Annotated in this window: 14 protein-coding genes; 3 read left to right on the forward strand and 11 right to left on the reverse strand. The window is 73.5% G+C overall.

What is annotated here, in order from left to right:
• Window positions 1–218 precede the first annotated feature (218 nt).
• Window positions 219–884, forward strand: coding sequence for a bifunctional DNA primase/polymerase (locus ABZV94_RS09015; protein ID WP_356338736.1), 666 nt, complete (start codon window positions 219–221; stop codon window positions 882–884).
• Between the two features lie 168 nt (window positions 885–1,052).
• Here the strand turns inward: ABZV94_RS09015 and ABZV94_RS09020 are convergent, their stop codons facing one another.
• Both ABZV94_RS09020 and ABZV94_RS09025 read right to left on the reverse strand, forming a co-directional pair.
• Complete coding sequence (locus tag ABZV94_RS09020; RefSeq protein ID WP_356338737.1) at window positions 1,053–1,937, reverse strand: alpha/beta hydrolase; 885 nt, start codon at window positions 1,935–1,937, stop codon at window positions 1,053–1,055.
• 273 nt (window positions 1,938–2,210) lie between these two features.
• On the reverse strand, window positions 2,211–2,903 hold the full coding sequence (locus ABZV94_RS09025; RefSeq protein WP_014673345.1) for a metal-dependent transcriptional regulator: 693 nt from the start codon (window positions 2,901–2,903) through the stop codon (window positions 2,211–2,213).
• A gap of 270 nt (window positions 2,904–3,173) precedes the next feature.
• Here ABZV94_RS09025 and ABZV94_RS09030 point away from each other — a divergent pair, with 270 nt between their 5' ends.
• Entirely contained in the window at window positions 3,174–3,929 is a 756-nt protein-coding gene (locus ABZV94_RS09030) for an SIS domain-containing protein (RefSeq protein ID WP_356338740.1), read from the forward strand.
• A 150-nt stretch (window positions 3,930–4,079) separates the two neighbouring features.
• On the opposite strand, the gene ABZV94_RS09035 is transcribed toward ABZV94_RS09030, so the two are convergent.
• The 3 genes from ABZV94_RS09035 to pdxH all read right to left on the reverse strand — a co-directional run bounded on the left by ABZV94_RS09035 (window position 4,080) and on the right by pdxH (window position 7,070).
• Window positions 4,080–5,483: a PAS domain-containing protein gene (locus ABZV94_RS09035; RefSeq protein ID WP_356338742.1), complete on the reverse strand. Its 1,404-nt coding sequence runs from the start codon at window positions 5,481–5,483 to the stop codon at window positions 4,080–4,082.
• A gap of 112 nt (window positions 5,484–5,595) precedes the next feature.
• Entirely contained in the window at window positions 5,596–6,015 is a 420-nt protein-coding gene (locus ABZV94_RS09040) for a GNAT family N-acetyltransferase (RefSeq protein ID WP_356338853.1), read from the reverse strand.
• Window positions 6,016–6,383: 368 nt separating this feature from the next.
• Complete coding sequence (gene pdxH / locus ABZV94_RS09045; RefSeq protein ID WP_356338745.1) at window positions 6,384–7,070, reverse strand: pyridoxamine 5'-phosphate oxidase; 687 nt, start codon at window positions 7,068–7,070, stop codon at window positions 6,384–6,386.
• A 176-nt stretch (window positions 7,071–7,246) separates the two neighbouring features.
• On the opposite strand from pdxH, the gene ABZV94_RS09050 reads away from it, so the two are divergent.
• Window positions 7,247–8,347 carry a citrate synthase 2 gene (locus tag ABZV94_RS09050; RefSeq protein ID WP_356338747.1) on the forward strand — a complete coding sequence of 367 codons (1,101 nt, stop codon included), beginning with the start codon at window positions 7,247–7,249 and terminating at the stop codon, window positions 8,345–8,347.
• Window positions 8,348–8,407: 60 nt separating this feature from the next.
• Here the strand turns inward: ABZV94_RS09050 and ABZV94_RS09055 are convergent, their stop codons facing one another.
• The 6 genes from ABZV94_RS09055 to ABZV94_RS09080 all read right to left on the reverse strand — a co-directional run bounded on the left by ABZV94_RS09055 (window position 8,408) and on the right by ABZV94_RS09080 (window position 15,652).
• Window positions 8,408–9,433 carry a 2-oxoglutarate and iron-dependent oxygenase domain-containing protein gene (locus ABZV94_RS09055; RefSeq protein WP_356338748.1) on the reverse strand — a complete coding sequence of 342 codons (1,026 nt, stop codon included), beginning with the start codon at window positions 9,431–9,433 and terminating at the stop codon, window positions 8,408–8,410.
• Window positions 9,434–9,694: 261 nt separating this feature from the next.
• Window positions 9,695–10,300 (reverse strand): TetR/AcrR family transcriptional regulator, encoded by a 606-nt coding sequence (locus ABZV94_RS09060; RefSeq protein WP_356338750.1) that lies wholly within the window; start codon window positions 10,298–10,300, stop codon window positions 9,695–9,697.
• Entirely contained in the window at window positions 10,288–11,043 is a 756-nt protein-coding gene (locus ABZV94_RS09065; RefSeq protein WP_356338752.1) for an enoyl-CoA hydratase family protein, read from the reverse strand. The genes ABZV94_RS09060 and ABZV94_RS09065 overlap by 13 nt, the downstream gene beginning before the upstream one ends.
• Window positions 11,040–12,608, reverse strand: coding sequence for a 4-coumarate--CoA ligase family protein (locus ABZV94_RS09070; protein ID WP_356338754.1), 1,569 nt, complete (start codon window positions 12,606–12,608; stop codon window positions 11,040–11,042). Before ABZV94_RS09070 ends, ABZV94_RS09065 begins: the two co-directional genes overlap by 4 nt.
• A 22-nt stretch (window positions 12,609–12,630) precedes the next feature.
• Window positions 12,631–13,791 (reverse strand): acyl-CoA dehydrogenase family protein, encoded by a 1,161-nt coding sequence (locus tag ABZV94_RS09075; RefSeq protein WP_356338757.1) that lies wholly within the window; start codon window positions 13,789–13,791, stop codon window positions 12,631–12,633.
• A gap of 7 nt (window positions 13,792–13,798) precedes the next feature.
• On the reverse strand, window positions 13,799–15,652 hold the full coding sequence (locus ABZV94_RS09080) for a biotin carboxylase N-terminal domain-containing protein (RefSeq protein WP_356338759.1): 1,854 nt from the start codon (window positions 15,650–15,652) through the stop codon (window positions 13,799–13,801).

A 15,652-nucleotide genomic window follows, 5' to 3' on the forward strand; every position in this document is an offset into this window, starting at 1 on the left:
CGGAAGATCACTGCCCAGCTGACATACCGTCAATGCGTGACTTGTGCGCTTTGCCGGGGTGAAGACGGTTGCCCCCCTCCCTGGCTACCCATCTCACGCCCCGCCCCCTCCCGCGCGCCCCCGGTCATGCACCCATGCGCCCCGACTGCGGAATCGATGCTCCTCCCCCGCGCGCGTTACGGCCGTAACTCCAGGTGGGCGCGGGAGTTGAGTGGAACGTGGAAGAGACGATCGCGGGCGCCCAAGACACTCAGATGGCCGGTCACATCCCACAGCAGCGCGGGGAATCGCTGCTGGAGACCGCCGTACGCTACGCCGAGGAGCGGCACTGGGACGTGTTCCCGGGCACCTGGCTGGAAGCCGTCGACGGCAGGCAGCGCTGCTCGTGCGGCGACGCCTCCTGCCCTGCGCCGGGTGCGCACCCCGCGCGCCCCGACTGGGCGACCCAGGCGACCGGCAGTGCGACCGTCGCGCGCCGGATGTGGCAGAAGCAGCCGGCGGCGTCGATCCTGCTGCCGACGGGCCGGACGTTCGACGCGCTGTCCGTCCCGGAGAGCGCGGGGTTCCTGGCGCTCGCCCGGATGGAGCGGATGGAACTGTCGCTCGGGCCGGTCACGCTGACCCCGGACCGGCGCATGCAGTTCTTCGTCCTGCCCGGTGCCACCGCGAAGGTGCCGGAGCTGGTACGGAAGCTCGGCTGGTCGCCGGCGTCACTGGACCTCATGACCCTGGGCGAGGGCGCCTATGTGGCGGCGCCGCCCACGCGGTTCGGCTCCCGGGGGGCCGTGCAGTGGGCCTGCCGGCCGACGCCCGCGAACCGGTGGCTGCCGGACGCGGAGGAGTTGATCTCACCGCTGGCCTATGCGTGCGGGAGGGATCGGTAGGCGGGGCGCCCACGCGTCTGCCGGGGCGCTCTTTCGTGGGCGGGTGCGGGTGAGTGGTGCGTACTCGCGCAGTTCCCCGCGCCCCTTCAGGGGCGCGGGGAACTGCGCGATCAGCCAGGAACGACCCGCAGCCGCCCGCAAAGAACAACCCCGCAGACGCCCACGCCCTCATGCCCCCAGCAATCCGTCGAGGAACGGTGAGACGGCCGCCCGCCAAGCCACCGGCAGGTCATAGTGCGCGAGGTGCCCCGCGTCCGGGACTTCCGCGTACTCCCCGCGCGGCAGCACCCGCACCATCTCCTGGGCCTCCGCCCGCCCCAGCTCGCCGTCCACACCGCGCACCACCAGCGTCGGGCACTGGACCTGGGCCAGCTCCTCCCAGTGGGCGTCGTAGACCCATGCCTCACGGGAGCCGAGCATGTGGTCGGGGTCGAAGACGGGCCGCCAGCCGTCCTCCGCCTCGTGCATCACCTCGGCGTAGAAGGCCCCGCGCGCGGGGCTCGGCCGCTCCACCCAGGGGTCGTTCTCGCCGAACCACTTGCGGACGTCGGCCAGGCTGGCGAAGGGGACGGGCCAGGACCGGAACCAGTCCGCCCACTCCCGCTGGGAGGCCGAGCCGAGGGCGGAGGCGCGCATGTCGCAGATGATCAGGCCGCGCACCAGATCGGGGCGCTTCGCGGCGAGCTGCCAGGCGGTCAGCGCGCCCATGGCGTGCCCGACGAGGAGGACGGGGGCGAGGCCGAGCTGTTCGACGGCGGCCTCCGCGTCCTCGACGTAGGCCTCGCGGGTGTACGCGGCGCGCGGGGGCTTCTCGCTCTGGCCGTGGCCGCGCTGGTCGAGCGCCACGGCGCGGTGGCGGCCGGCGAGCCAGCGGGCGGTGGGCGCCCAGTGGGAGGCACGGCCCATCAGGCCGTGGAGTAAGAGCACGCCCGGAGCGCCGGACCGCGCGTCCCCCTCGGCGTCCGGCTCCGCCTCCGGTTTCGGAGGGTCGGCGAACTCCCAGGCGGCCAGGCGCACCCCGCCCGCTCCCGTCACATCGATACGCCGTGCCATCGGCCTGGCACCCCCCAGCTCCGCCGTCCTCGTCGTCCAGCCGCTTCAGGTTATCGAATGCTTATTCGAAAATTGCGCCTCCGCCGACAACACCCCTCCTTCGAGTGACACCCCTCAAGGAATGATCGCCTCAGCCGAGGGGATGTCTTCTGGCGGGAGGCGGACCGCTCGGGGAAAAGCCGGTCCGAGGGGGATGACCCTGAGAGCTCGGGGCTCCGGGTCAGCACAGGGGAGGACAGGCCCCGGCGCGCAGGCGCCGGGGCCCTCTCCGTCTCAGCGCTTGGCGACGAACACGTGGGAGGCGGTGTCCGCCTCCAGCTCGGCCGCCTCGCCGCCACTGCCCACCAGGACGCCACCGGGCGACTCCGTCACGCTCACCACCGAACCGGGCTGCACGCCCGCCCGCCGCAGCGTGTACATCAGCTGCGCGTCCGTCTGGATCGGCTCGCCGATACGGCGGACGACGACCGTCTTGCCGTCCGAGCCCGGGTCCAGGTCGGCGAGCGACACCATGCTCTCGTCCAGGAACGGGTCCGCGCCGTCCTTCTCGCCCAGCTCCTCCAGGCCCGGGATGGGGTTGCCGTACGGCGACTCGGTGGGGTGCCGCAGCAGCTCCAGCACGCGGCGCTCCACGGCCTCGCTCATCACGTGCTCCCAGCGGCACGCCTCCGCGTGCACCTGCTCCCACTCCAGGCCGATCACGTCGACGAGCAGGCACTCGGCCAGGCGGTGCTTGCGCATCACGCGCGTCGCCAGCCGGCGGCCCTCGTCCGTCAGTTCCAGGTGGCGGTCGCTGGCCACGGAGACCAGGCCGTCGCGCTCCATCCGCGCGACCGTCTGGCTCACCGTCGGCCCGCTCTGGTCCAGCCGCTCCGCGATGCGGGCGCGCATGGGGACGACGCCTTCCTCTTCGAGCTCGAGGATGGTGCGGAGATACATCTCCGTGGTGTCGATCAGTCCGGACATACGTGCCCCTCGATTACCTCTGCCGGCAGCCGGCCGCGTGCGCTGGCCCTGGCATCAATTCTGCCGGATCCCACTGACAAGCGGGCGGCACCGGGAAAACGGGCGCCGGCCCGGGGTGCGTGCCGTTGACGGGTGCGGGCCGTCGCGGGTGCGGGTGCGCGCGGAAAGCGGGTGCCGCCTCTTCCGGGCGCTCCCGCCCGGCCGTATTGACACCGCACTGGTCCAGACCGCACCGTGATCCGCGACACAGACGCTGCGAAGGGGCACCGCATGAGCGACGGCACGCCTGCCGACCTGTTCTTCGACGCCGCCATCGGCCTGCTGCAACGGGTCCGCGACGAGGAGGCCGGGGCGATCACCGCGGCCGGCACCCTGCTCGCCGACACCGTCGCGTCCGGCGGCCGCCTGTTCGCCTTCGGCGCCGGGCACTCCTCGCTGGCCGCCCAGGACGTCGTCTACCGCGCGGGCGGCCTGGCCCTGATGAACCTGCTCGCCGTCCCCGGCGTCGTCGGCGTCGACGTCACCCCGGCCACCCTCGGCTCCGCCCTCGAACGCGTCGACGGCCTCGCGAGCGCCGTCCTGGAGACCTCGCCGCTCCGCGCCGGCGACGCGCTCCTGATCATCTCCCTCTCCGGCCGCAACGCGCTGCCCGTGGAGATGGCCCTCGGCGCCCGCGCCCTCGGCGTGAAGGTGATCGGCGTGACCTCGGTGGCGTACGCCTCGCAGACGTCGTCCCGGCACGCCTCGGGCACCTTCCTCAAGGACCACTGCGACGTCGTCCTCGACTCGAAGATCGCCGTCGGGGACGCGGAACTCACCCTCGACACCATCCCGGCGCCGTTCGCCCCCGCGTCCACGGTCGTCACCGCCGCCCTGATGCAGGCCGTCATGGCGACCACCGCCGCCACCCTCGCCGACCGCGGCGTCGAACCCCCGCTGCTGCGCTCCGGCAACGTCGACGGCGGACACGAGTGGAACGACCGCGTGATGACGGAGTACGGCGACCGGATCTTCTACCGGCACTGACAGCGCCCCGCGCCGGGAGGAGACCGGCTCCGCGACCGGCGCGGGACGGCTTGCCGCCGACCCACGCGGGTGACCCCGGCAGCGTGGCCGGCCCCGGGCAGGAACTCCCTGCCACCGGGCGACCACGCCCCCCCCCCGCCGCAAGACCCCCTACTGCGGGGTTCGGCCCCGGGTCGTGTCCGCCAGGTCCAGTGCCGTTGCTATCCGGGCGGACACGTCCTCCGCGTACGCCGTGTCGGGGCGTTCGAAGCGGTTGCGGCCGGAACCGCGCAGGAAGGTCACCACGCCCAGCGTCCGGCCCCGGCTGCGCAGCACCGCGCACAGCGCGTGCACCGCGTCGCCGGGCCACTGGCGCTCCAGCGCCCACTCCCGCGCCCGCTCGGCGGAGACCGACCCGGCGTCGGCGCGCACGGTCCCTCCCCGCTCCACGCACTGGAGCGCCGGGTGGCCCTCCGGGTAGCGCACGGGAAGCCCGGCCGCGCCCGTGAGCAGGCTCGGCCCCGGCGCCCCGGCGGGCGTGGCCGCGAGCCGTACCAGCCGGACCGGACCCGGGCCGTCCGCTCCCTCCGCGCGCGGGCGGTCCGCCACCCGGTCGACGAGGGCGTGGTCGGCGAAGCCGGCGAGGGCGAAGTCCAGGTGGACGATGGCCGCCTCCGCCGGGTCCTCGCACTCGGCCGCGGCCCGGGCCGCCCGGTGCAGCTGGTTCGTCCGGAACCGCAGCAGGGCCGCCTCCTGCTCCCCCTGCTTGGCCTCGGTGACGTCCTCGAACAGCCATCCCACCCCGAGCGGCACCGGCTCCTCGGCGAGCGGTGAGGCCAGCCGCAGGAACCCGCTGCGCCAGCAGCGGCGCCTCTCGCCCTGCGGGCCACGGACGGACACCCACATCTCGGCGGGCGCGGGCGGCGCGCCCTCGGCCAGGACGTGGGTCAGCGCGGCCTCCAGTTCCTCCACGCCCTGCGCGAGCAGCTCGCCCAGCGGGCGCCCCAGTACGGACGTGCGCCCCACTCCCAGCGCCCGCGCCGCGTGCGCGTTCACCACGGCGGGCCGCAGATCGGCGTCGACCAGCACGACCCCCCAGGACGCGTCCTCGAACAGCGCCTCGCTGAGCGCGATCGACCGCTCCAGGTCGATCTGTGCGTGCACCTCGCTGAACGCGCAGTACACCCCCGCGGGCTTCCCGTCGGGTCCGCGCACGGCGGCCGACTGCGTCCGGACGAGCACCCGCCCGCCGCCCTTGGTGACCAGCGCGAACTCGTGCACCTGGCGGCCCGGCGCCCGCATCGCCGACATCAGCCGGGCCTGCACCTCCTCGGCGTCGGCGCTGCGCACCGCCCAGCCGGCGAACCCGTGCCGCCCGACGGCCTCGGCGGCCGTCCAGCCGAGTATCCGCTCGGCCTCCCGGTTCCAGTGGGTCACGACCCCGTCGGCGTCGAAGGCGCACAGTGCCGCGTCCATGCCGTCGAGCAGCGCGGCGAGCAGGTCGGAGCCGCCGGACTCACCGGGCTCGTCCGGCCCCAGTTCATCAGTGGTCCCACTCCGCCGCGAAGCACTCACCTGGACCCCCTGGAGACTGCGTCCGCGCACGCACGGCGCTCGGTTCGCTCACTGCCCATCATTCAACTGGAACGTGACACACCCCACACCCTGTTCCCGAAGATTGCGGGGATCAATGCCCCGGGCCGCCCGGCGAGAGCCGCAGGTCCACCCACTCGTCGTGTTCGCCGTCCAGCACGTACCGGTCGGTCTCCGCGTAGCCGCGCCGCAGGGCGAACCGCAGCCCGTCCGCGTTCACCGCGAGGACGCAGGTCTCGATGGTTTCGGCTCCCAGCCCGCGCGCGTGGGCCAGCGCGTCCTCGTGGAGGGCGGTACCGAAGCCCCGGCGCCGGAACTCGGGCAGCACGCGCGCGATGACGGTCGCCACCCGCTGCTCCCCCGCCGGCGGACGCACGGTGGAACACCCGACGAGCACCTCGCCGAGATAGGCGTTCGCCAGCCGGTAGCGTCCCTGCCGCTCCCGTGCCTCCTGCGGAGACATCGCGGCGGGCGGGACGACCACGTTGTGCACGTGCCGCCACTGTTCGAGCATCGCGTCGCCGTCGACGCCCGCTATTCGAAGATCCGTCACGCGAGCACGTATATCAGGCTCCCCGGCGGCCGGCGGGGGGCGGACGAAAAAAACAGTTGAGCCCGTGGCGGCGGCTTCTTAGGGTGTCGGGTACACGAGAAGGGAGGTGGTTCGGCAGATGTATGAGAACCGGACGCGTGAGGTGGCTGCGGGCTAGCGGCCCGTCACCACACCATGTGCGGTGCCGGACCGGCACGCGAACGACGCGTGCAGCCGGCCCAATCCCAAGCAGTCACCCGACCCGCGGGCTGCCGGTACGTCCGGCCGGCTCCTCATCGAGGAACCCAGCCCGCGGGTCGTCTGCGTTCTCGCGCGCCTTCCGGGCCCGGTCAGGGGCTGAGGCGTTCGACTTTCCAGGTGCCGTCCGGCCGGGCGACGTAGCGCAGGCGGTCGTGGAGGCGGTTCTCCCGGCCCTGCCAGAACTCGATCGTCTCCGGGGTGACGCGGAAGCCGCCCCAGTGCGGCGGCACCGGGACCTGTTCGCCCTCCGGGTAGCGCGCTTCGAGCGCGGCGTACGACGTGTCCAGCTCCGTGCGGGAGGCGATCACCGCGGACTGGACGCTGGCCCAGGCGCCCAGCTGGGAGCCGTGCGGGCGGGTGCGGAAGTAGGCGGCGGTCTCGTCGCGGCCGGTGCGCCGGGCGGTGCCGGTGACGATGACCTGGCGGGCCAGGGGGTGCCAGGGGAAGAGCAGCGCGACGTGCGGGTTCTCCGCCAGGTCGCGGCCCTTGCGGGAGTCGTAGTTGGTGAAGAAGACGAAGCCCTCGGTGTCGTACTGCTTCATCAGCACCGTGCGCGAGCTGGGGCGGCCCTGGGCGTCCGCCGTGGAGACGACCATCGCGTTGGGCTCGTAGAGCGTGCCGTGCAGGGCCGCGCGGGCCGCGTCCTCGAACCACCGGGTGAACTGGTCCATCGGATGGGTGGCGAGGTCCTCCTCGGCGAGGCCGCCGGCCCGGTACTGCTTGCGCATGGCGGCGGGGTCGAGGACGGGGTCCAGGAGCGGCTCACGGTCGGTCACGCGGTCATCCTGCCGTATCGAACGGGTATGGCACTCAGTGTCGCGTGGTCTCCCCAACTGTGGCACCGGGAGTTATCGTGCTGCTCCCTTTGCGGTTGGGTTGACCACGGGTGACCACCGGCGGATCGGGGCATCACCGGGGTGACCGCCGCCCACACATCACGAGGAGCCGCCTGATGTCCGATTTCGTACCCGGGCTCGAAGGAGTCATCGCGTTCGAGACGGAGATCGCCGAACCGGACAAGGAGGGCGGCGCCCTGCGCTACCGGGGCGTCGACATCGAGGACCTGGTCGGCCACGTCTCCTTCGGGAACGTGTGGGGCCTGCTCGTCGACGGCGCCTTCAACCCCGGCCTGCCGCCCGCCGAGCCGTTCCCGATCCCCGTCCACTCCGGTGACATCCGCGTGGACGTCCAGTCGGCGCTCGCCATGCTCGCCCCCGTGTGGGGGCTGCGCCCCCTGCTCGACATCGACGAGCGGCAGGCCCGGGAGGACCTGGCGCGGGCCGCCGTCATGGCCCTGTCGTACGTCGCCCAGTCCGCGCGCGGCCAGGGGCTGCCGATGGTGCCGCAGCGTGAGATCGACAAGGCGAACTCGGTGGTGGAGCGGTTCATGATCCGCTGGCGGGGGGAGCCGGACCCCAAGCACGTGGCGGCCGTGGACGCCTACTGGACCTCCGCCGCCGAGCACGGCATGAACGCCTCCACCTTCACCGCCCGGGTGATCGCCTCCACCGGCGCGGACGTCGCCGCCGCGCTGTCCGGGGCGGTGGGTGCGATGTCGGGCCCGCTGCACGGCGGTGCGCCCTCGCGCGTGCTCGGGATGATCGAGGAGATCGAGCGCACGGGGGACGCGGAGGCGTACGTCAAGCAGGCGCTCGACCGGGGCGAGCGGCTGATGGGCTTCGGGCACCGGGTGTACCGGGCCGAGGACCCCCGGGCGCGGGTGCTGCGGCGTACGGCGCGTGAGCTGGGGGCGCCGCGGTTCGAGGTCGCCGAGGCGCTGGAGAAGGCCGCGCTGGAGGAGCTGCACAATCGGCGGCCGGACCGGGTGCTCGCCACCAACGTGGAGTTCTGGGCCGCGATCGTGCTGGACTTCGCCGAGGTGCCGGCGCACATGTTCACGTCGATGTTCACGTGCGCCCGTACGGCCGGGTGGTCGGCGCACATCCTCGAGCAGAAGCGGACGGGGCGGCTGGTGCGGCCCTCCGCCCGGTATGTGGGGCCGGGTCCGCGCCGGCCCGAGGACATCTCCGGGTACGCGGACATCACCCGCTGACAGGGGTGCCCGGGGCGCGGAGCCGCATGTCGGTACGGCCCCGCGCCCCCGCAAAGTCGATCACGCCGGGGTCAGCAGGTTCCCGTGGTGCCGCTGCGCCACCAGCGGGTGGGCCCTGAGCTTTCCCTTCAGCTCGTTGTAGCCGTACTCGGCGTACAGCGGGTTCGTCGGGTCCGTCGTGATGCCGGGGGCCTTCGACGCGTGCGGGAAGGGCAGGGGCTCGACCCTCGCCTCCAGGCGCGGGTTGTAGAAGAACGGGACCGAGAAGCGCTCGGTGGCGCCGGGCGGGCTGACGACCCGGTGGTTCGTGGCCAGCAGGTAGCCGTTGGTGGCGACTTCCAGGAGTTCGCCGAGGTTGACGACGAACGCGCCCTCGATGGGCGGCACGTCGTGGAAGCGGCCGTCCTCGCGCTGGACCTGGAGGCCGCCGACCGTGTCCTGGAGGAGCAGGGTGAGGAAGCCGTAGTCCTTGTGGGCGCCGACGCCCTGGTCGGTGCCGTCGTCCGCGCTGCCGGGGTAGCGGACGAGCTTGAGGTGCGGGTGGGCGCGGTCGCCGAAGATCGGGTCGTAGAAGTCGGCCGGGGCGCCGATGGCGGTCAGCAGTTCCCGCAGGAGCCGGTGGGCGACCCCGCTCAGCTTGTCGATCCAGGCGAGGGCGGCCGTGCGCAGTTCGGGCAGGGCGGCCGGCCACTGGTTGGGGCCCTGGAGCCACCAGTACGGCGGCTCGCCCGGCCCCGGTACGCGGGCGGGGCGTTCGGCGCCGATGTCGAGCTGGTCGCGCCAGTCGCGGGCGCCGCCGGTGCGCTCGTCGCCGGTGCGGGTGTAGCCCCGGAAGTGCGGCGAGCCGACGTTGTCCAGGGCGAGCCGGTCGGCCTCGGGGAGGGCGAAGAAGGCGCGCATGGCGGTGAGCAGCGCGTCGGTCTCGGCCCGGGTGACGCCGTGGCCGACCAGCTGGAAGAAGCCGACGTCGTGGGCGGCGCTGTGCAGCTGGGCGTGGAGCAGGGCGCGCGCCCGCGGGTCGCCGTCGGCGGCCGACAGGTCGATGATCGGGAGCTGGTCGTACGACGTCACTGTGTGCGTGGTCATGATGCGTCCGCGGGTGTACGGGGCACGGGTGACCGCCGAGGGGTGGTGGCGGCCCCCGGGTGCCGGCGAAGTGAGGAAGAGAGGAAGAGAGAGGTGGGGGCTGGTCAGGCGGAGAGGCGCCGACAGCCCATGCTCGTGACGCGCACGTAGTCCACGTGGCGGCGGCGAACGAGCATCGGAAGCATGGGCCAAGGGTAACGCGCCCCCGCGGTGGCTCCCCGGCGCCGGCGCGGGCCCGGCGGCGCCGGGCGCGGCCCCGTCTCAGCCCAGCGCTTCCTCCAGCAGCGCCGCCCACTGGGCGACGACCCGTTCGCGGCGGGCGGTGTCGTCGGTGAGGAGGTTGGCGAGGCCCAGGCCCCGGGCCATGTCCAGCAGGCCCTGGACGGTTTCGCGGACGCCGGGGCGGGACTCGTCGGCGCCCAGGAGGTCCACGGCGATGCGGTGGGTCTCCCGGCCGACGCGGGCCTCCAGTTCGGTCACGCGCGGGCGCAGCTGTTCCTCGTCGGAGGCGGCGACCCACAGGTGCAGGGCGGCGCGGAACAGGGGGCCGGTGTAGAGGTCGACCAGGGCCGCCACGACGGCCCGGCGGTCGGCGGCGCCGTCCGGGAACAGGGCCCGCAGGGCGAGGGAGCGCTCCTCGGAGACGTACTCGACGGCGGCGGTGAAGAGGTCTTCCCGGGTGGGGAAGTGGTGTTGGGCGGCGCCGCGGGAGACACCGGCCCGCTCGGCCACGACGGCGACCGTGGAGCCCGCCCAGCCGCGCTCGGCGAGGCAGGCCACGGCGGCTTCCAGGAGCCGCTGCCGGGTGGCCCGGCTGCGGTCCTGCTTGGGAACGCGCTCCCGTTCCGTCGTACTCACACCACCCATGCCGCATCACGTCTTTCCAGGAAGGCCGTCATCCCCTCCCGGGCCTGCGGGGAGGAGAACAGCCGGGCCGAGAGCGCGGTCAGCTCGGCCGCGTCCCGGTCGAATGTCTCCAGCACCCTAGCCGTGAGCAGCCGTTTCGTCTCGGCCAGGGCCTGCGGGGAGGAGCGGCGCAGGCCGTCCAGGACGGGGGCCAGGGCGTCGTCGACGTCGTCGGCGCGGTCCGCCGTCACCGTCAGCAGGCCCAGGCGCACGGCCTCGGCCGGGCCGAAGCGCTCCCCGGTGAGGTAGTAGCGGGCCAGGGCGCGGGGGTCGGCACGCGGGATCACCGGCAGGGAGATCACGGCGGGGGCCACGCCGATGCGCACCTCGGTGAAGGCGAAGGTGGCGTCGGTGGAGGCGGCGGCGATGTCGCAGGCGGCGAGCAGACCGAGGCCGCCGGCGCGGACGTGGCCGGTGACCCGGGCGACGACGGGTTTGGGCAGCTCCACGATCTGCCGGAGCAGGGCCACCAGGGCGTCCGGGTGGGGCGGGTCGCGCAGGTCGGCGCCGGCGCAGAACGTCGTACCGGTGTGGGTGAGGACCACGGCCCGTACGTCCGGGTCCTTGCCGCAGTCCGCCAGGGCCCCGGCGAGTTCCGTGACGAGTGCGGCGGACAGGGCGTTGCGGGTGCCGGTGGAGTCCAGGCTGAGGGTGTCGACGGCACGCGCGCGCGTGCGGCCGATCAGCGCGGTCGGGTCCGTCACGTGTGCTCCCTGAGCTGTCGGCGCAGGATCTTGCCGGAGGCGGCGCGGGGGACGGCGTCGACGAAGGTGATCCGGCGGACGCGTTTGTAGGGCGCCACGCGTTCGGCGACGTAGGGCAGGACGTCGTTCTCGGTCAGGCCGCCGGCGGTGGGGTGGCGGACGACGAAGGCGTGCGGGACCTCGTTGCCGTCGTCGTCGTACGCGCCGATGACGGCCGCGTCGGCGATGCCGGGGTGGGTGAGCAGCAGCGCCTCCAGTTCGGCGGGGGCCACCTGGAAGCCCTTGTACTTGATCAGTTCCTTCACCCGGTCGACCACGAACAGCCAGCCGCCGGCGTCCACGTACCCGACGTCCCCGGTGTGCAGCCAGCCGTCGGCGTCGCTCATCGCGGCGGTGGCGTCGGGGCGGCCGAGGTAGCCCTTCATCACCTGGGGGCCCCGGATCAGGATCTCCCCGGACGCGCCGGTGCCCAGGTCCTTGCCGGGGTCGTCCAGGGAGACGATCCGCATCTCGGTGCCGGCGATGAGCCTGCCGACGGTGCCGGCGGGGGCCTCGCGCAGCCGGTCCAGGGGCACGACGTGCGTGCCGGGGGACAGTTCGGTCATGCCGTACGCCTGGCCGATCGGGGGCAGGCCCAGGCGTTCGGCGCAGGCGACGGCGAGCCGGGCGTCCAGCGGGGCGGCGGCGCTGATGACGTACTTCAGCGAGGAGAGGTCGTAGCGGCTGACCGCCGGGTGCTTGGCGAGGGCGAGGACGATCGGCGGGGCCACGTACAGGCCGGTGATGCGGTGCTTCTCGATCGCGGCGAGGAAGGTCTCCAGCTCGAAGCGCGGCAGGACGACGACCGTGGCGCCCTTGCGCAGGGGCGCGTTCATCAGGGCGGTGAGGCCGTAGATGTGGAAGAACGGCAGGACGGCGAGGATGCGGTCGCCGGGTCCGGCGGGGACGGCGGGTTCCAGCTGGGCGAGGTTGGTGGCGATCTGGCGGTGGGTGAGCATGACGCCCTTGGGGGTGCCGGTGGTGCCGGAGGAGTACGGCAGCGCGGCGACGTCCTCGGCCGGATCGATGCCGGGTTCCGGTTCGGGGGCGGTGGTGGCGAGCAGATCGGTCAGCGAGCGGTGCCCGGGGGCGCTGTCGCACACGAGGATCTCCCGTACGCCGCCCGCGAGTCCGGCCGCGCGGCGGGCGGTGTCCAGCAGCGGGGAGACGGTGACGATCCAGCGGGCCGCGCTGTCGCGGAGCTGCCCCGCGAACTCCTCGGCGGTGGCCAGCGGGTGCACGGTGGTGACGGCGGCACCCGCGCGCGTGGCCGCGTAGAACGCGGTCGGGAACGCGATCGTGTTGGGGCTGTGCAGGGCCAGGACGTCGCCCTTGCGGACGCCCGTCTCGGCGAGGGCGGCGGCCAGGCGCCGGTGGAACCGGTCCACCTGCGCGTACGTGAGGGTGGTGCCGTCCGTGCCGTCGATGAGGGCCGGCTGGTCGCCGAAGGCGGCGGCCCGGCCCAGGACGGCCTCGTGGATGGGGAGTTCTACGGGCGGAACGTCTGCGTACTCGCTGCGGAACACGGTTCCTCCTCGCACAGGGCGCCTAGTACGACTTGGGCAGGCCCAGGGTCTGGTGGGAGACGTAGTTGAGAATCATCTCCCGGCTGACCGGGGCGATACGAGACACGCGCGCGGCCGTTATCAGCGAGGCGAGTCCGAACTCACGGGTGAGGCCGTTGCCGCCGAGGGTGTGCACGGCCTGGTCCACGGCCTTCACGCAGGCCTCGGCCGCCGCGTACTTGGCCATGTTCGCGGCCTCGCCCGCGCCGATGTCGTCGCCGGCGTCGTAGAGGTGGGCCGCCTTCTGCATCATCAGCCGGGCCAGCTCCAGGTCGATGTGCGCCTGCGCCAGGGGGTGCGCGATGGCCTGGTGGGCGCCGATGGGGGCCTTCCAGACCGTGCGGTCGCGGGCGTACCGGACGGCCTTGGCGAGCGCGTGGCGGCCCATGCCGATGGCGAACGCGGCGGTCATGATGCGTTCGGGGTTGAGGCCCGCGAAGAGCTGGAGGAGCCCCGCGTCCTCATCACCGACGAGTGCGTCCGCAGGCAGCCGTACGTCGTCCAGGGTCAGCTCGAACTGCTTCTCCGCCGCGTTGAGTTCCATGTCGATCGGGCGCTTGTGGAAGCCCTCCGCGTCCGTCGGGACGATGAACAGGCAGGGCTTGAGGCGTCCGGTGCGGGCGTCCTCGGTACGGCCGACGATCAGCACGGCGTCGGCCATGTCGACCCCGGAGATGAACACCTTGCGGCCGGTGAGCAGCCAGTCGGCGCCGTCCCTGCGGGCGGTGGTGGTGATGCGGTGGCTGTTGGAGCCGGCGTCGGGCTCGGTGATGCCGAAGGCCATCAGGCGACTTCCGTCGGCGAGGCCGGGGAGCCAGTGCCGTTTCTGGTCCTCCGTGCCGAAGCGAGCGATGACCGTGCCGCAGATGGCGGGTGACACGACGAGCATGAGCAGGGGCGAGCCCGCGGCGCCCAGTTCCTCCAGCACGATGGAGAGGTCCGCTATGCCCCCGCCCCCGCCGCCGTACTCCTCGGGGAGGTTGACGCCGAGGTAGCCGAGCTTTCCCGCCTCGCTCCAGAGTTCGGTGGGGGGCTTGCCCTCCGCGACGGTCCGGGTGAGGTAGTCGCGGCCGTAGCGCTTGCCGAGGGCGGCCACCGCGGACCGCAGGGCCTTGTGTTCTTCGGATTCGATGACGGCTGTCATGGGGCTCCTAGGAAGAGGGTTCCTGCACTACTGCCAGCACCGTGCCTGGCTCGACCTGCTGTCCCGGCTCGGCGTGCAGGGCCGTGAGCGTCCCCGCCGCCGGGGCCGAGATCCGGTGCTGCATCTTCATCGCCTCCAACCAGATGAGGCCCTGGCCCGCCTGAACCGTTGCCCCTTCGGTCAGACCCTCGGCGATCCTGACCACCGTGCCCGGCATCGGGGCCACCAGGGACCCCGGCGCGAGCCGGGCCGTCGGGTCGGGGAAGCGGGGCAGGGCGGTGAGGCGGGTGGTGTTGACGTGGACCTGGTCGCCGTACCGGGCGACTGCGAACCTCCGCCGTACGCCGTCCACTTCCAGCACCACCAGAGCCGCGTCGGCGTGCACGACCCGGACGCCGTCGGCGGTCAGGCCCTGCCGCATGTGCCGGTACCGGACCTCGTGCTCCTCGCCGTGCATCTCGTACCGCTTCACCTGCGGCTGGGAGGGGACGTTGCGCCAGCCGCCGAAGCGGGAGCGGCCGTGGGCGTCGGCGAGGGCGGCGGCCAAGGGGGCGTGGGGGTCGGGAGCGGGCTCGGTCAGGGCGGCGAGGTGGCGGTCGTAGAAGCCGGTGTCCATGCGCCCGCTCGTGAACTCGGGGTGGCGCAGGGAGCGTACGAGCAGGTCGCGGTTGGTGACCGGGCCGTGGATCGCGGCGGACTCCAGGGCGCCCGCGAGCCTGCGGATCGCCTCCGCGCGCGTGGGGGCGTGGGCGACGACCTTGGCGAGCATCGGGTCGTAGTGGACGCCGATGGTGTCGCCGTCGGTGTAGCCGGTGTCCAGGCGGACGCCGGCCGGTACGGACAGGCGGTGCAGGGTGCCGGTCTGGGGGGCCCAGTCACGGGCGGGGTCCTCGGCGTACAGGCGGGCCTCGACGGCGTGGCCCCGCGCGCGCGGGGGCTCGGTCCCCAGGGCGTGGCCCTCGGCGATCCTGATCTGCTCCGCGACCAGGTCGAGCCCGAAGACCGCCTCGGTGACGGGGTGTTCGACCTGGAGGCGGGTGTTCATCTCCAGGAAGTGGGCGCGGCCGTCGGCGACCAGGAACTCGACGGTGCCCGCACCGGTGTAGGAGACGGCGCGGGCGGCGCGTACGGCCAGCGTGCGCAGTTCCTCCGCGAGCGCCGTGGTGAGTCCGGGCGCCGGGGCCTCCTCGACGACCTTCTGGTGGCGGCGCTGGAGGGAGCAGTCGCGGGTGCCGAGCGGCCAGACGGTGCCGTGCGTGTCGGCGAGGATCTGCACCTCCACATGGCGGCCGTGTTCGAGGTACGGCTCCACGAAGACCTCGCCGTCGCCGAAGGCGCTCGCGGCCTCGGCGCGCGCGCCCTCCAGCGCGGCCTCCAGCTCGTCCAGGCGGCGCACGACCCGCATCCCGCGCCCTCCGCCGCCGGCCGCCGCCTTCACGAGGACGGGCAGGTCGGCGTCGGTGATGCCGGCCGGGTCGAGCGGGGCGAGGCCCATGAGCCGCTTGGCGCGGGTCTTGGACGCCATGGCCTCGATGGCCTGCGGCGGCGGGCCGATCCAGACCAGCCCGGCGTCCAGGACGGCGCGGGCGAAGTCGGGGTTCTCGGAGAGGAAGCCGTAGCCGGGGTGCACGGCGTCGGCGCCGGACGCCAGGGCCGCCTTCACGATCAGGTCGCCGCGCAGATAGGTCTCGGCGGGCGCCGACCCGGGCAGCCGTACGGCCGTGTCGGCCACGCGCGCGTGGAGCGCGTTCTCGTCGGCGTCGGAGTGCACCGCGACCGTCCGGATTCCCGCCTCACGGCAGGTGCGGAAGACACGGCAGGCGATCTCGCCCCGGTTGGCGACGAGCACACTGGAAATCAC

It is taken from the genome of Streptomyces sp. NPDC004658 (assembly GCF_040609555.1).
GTDB lineage: Bacteria > Actinomycetota > Actinomycetes > Streptomycetales > Streptomycetaceae > Streptomyces.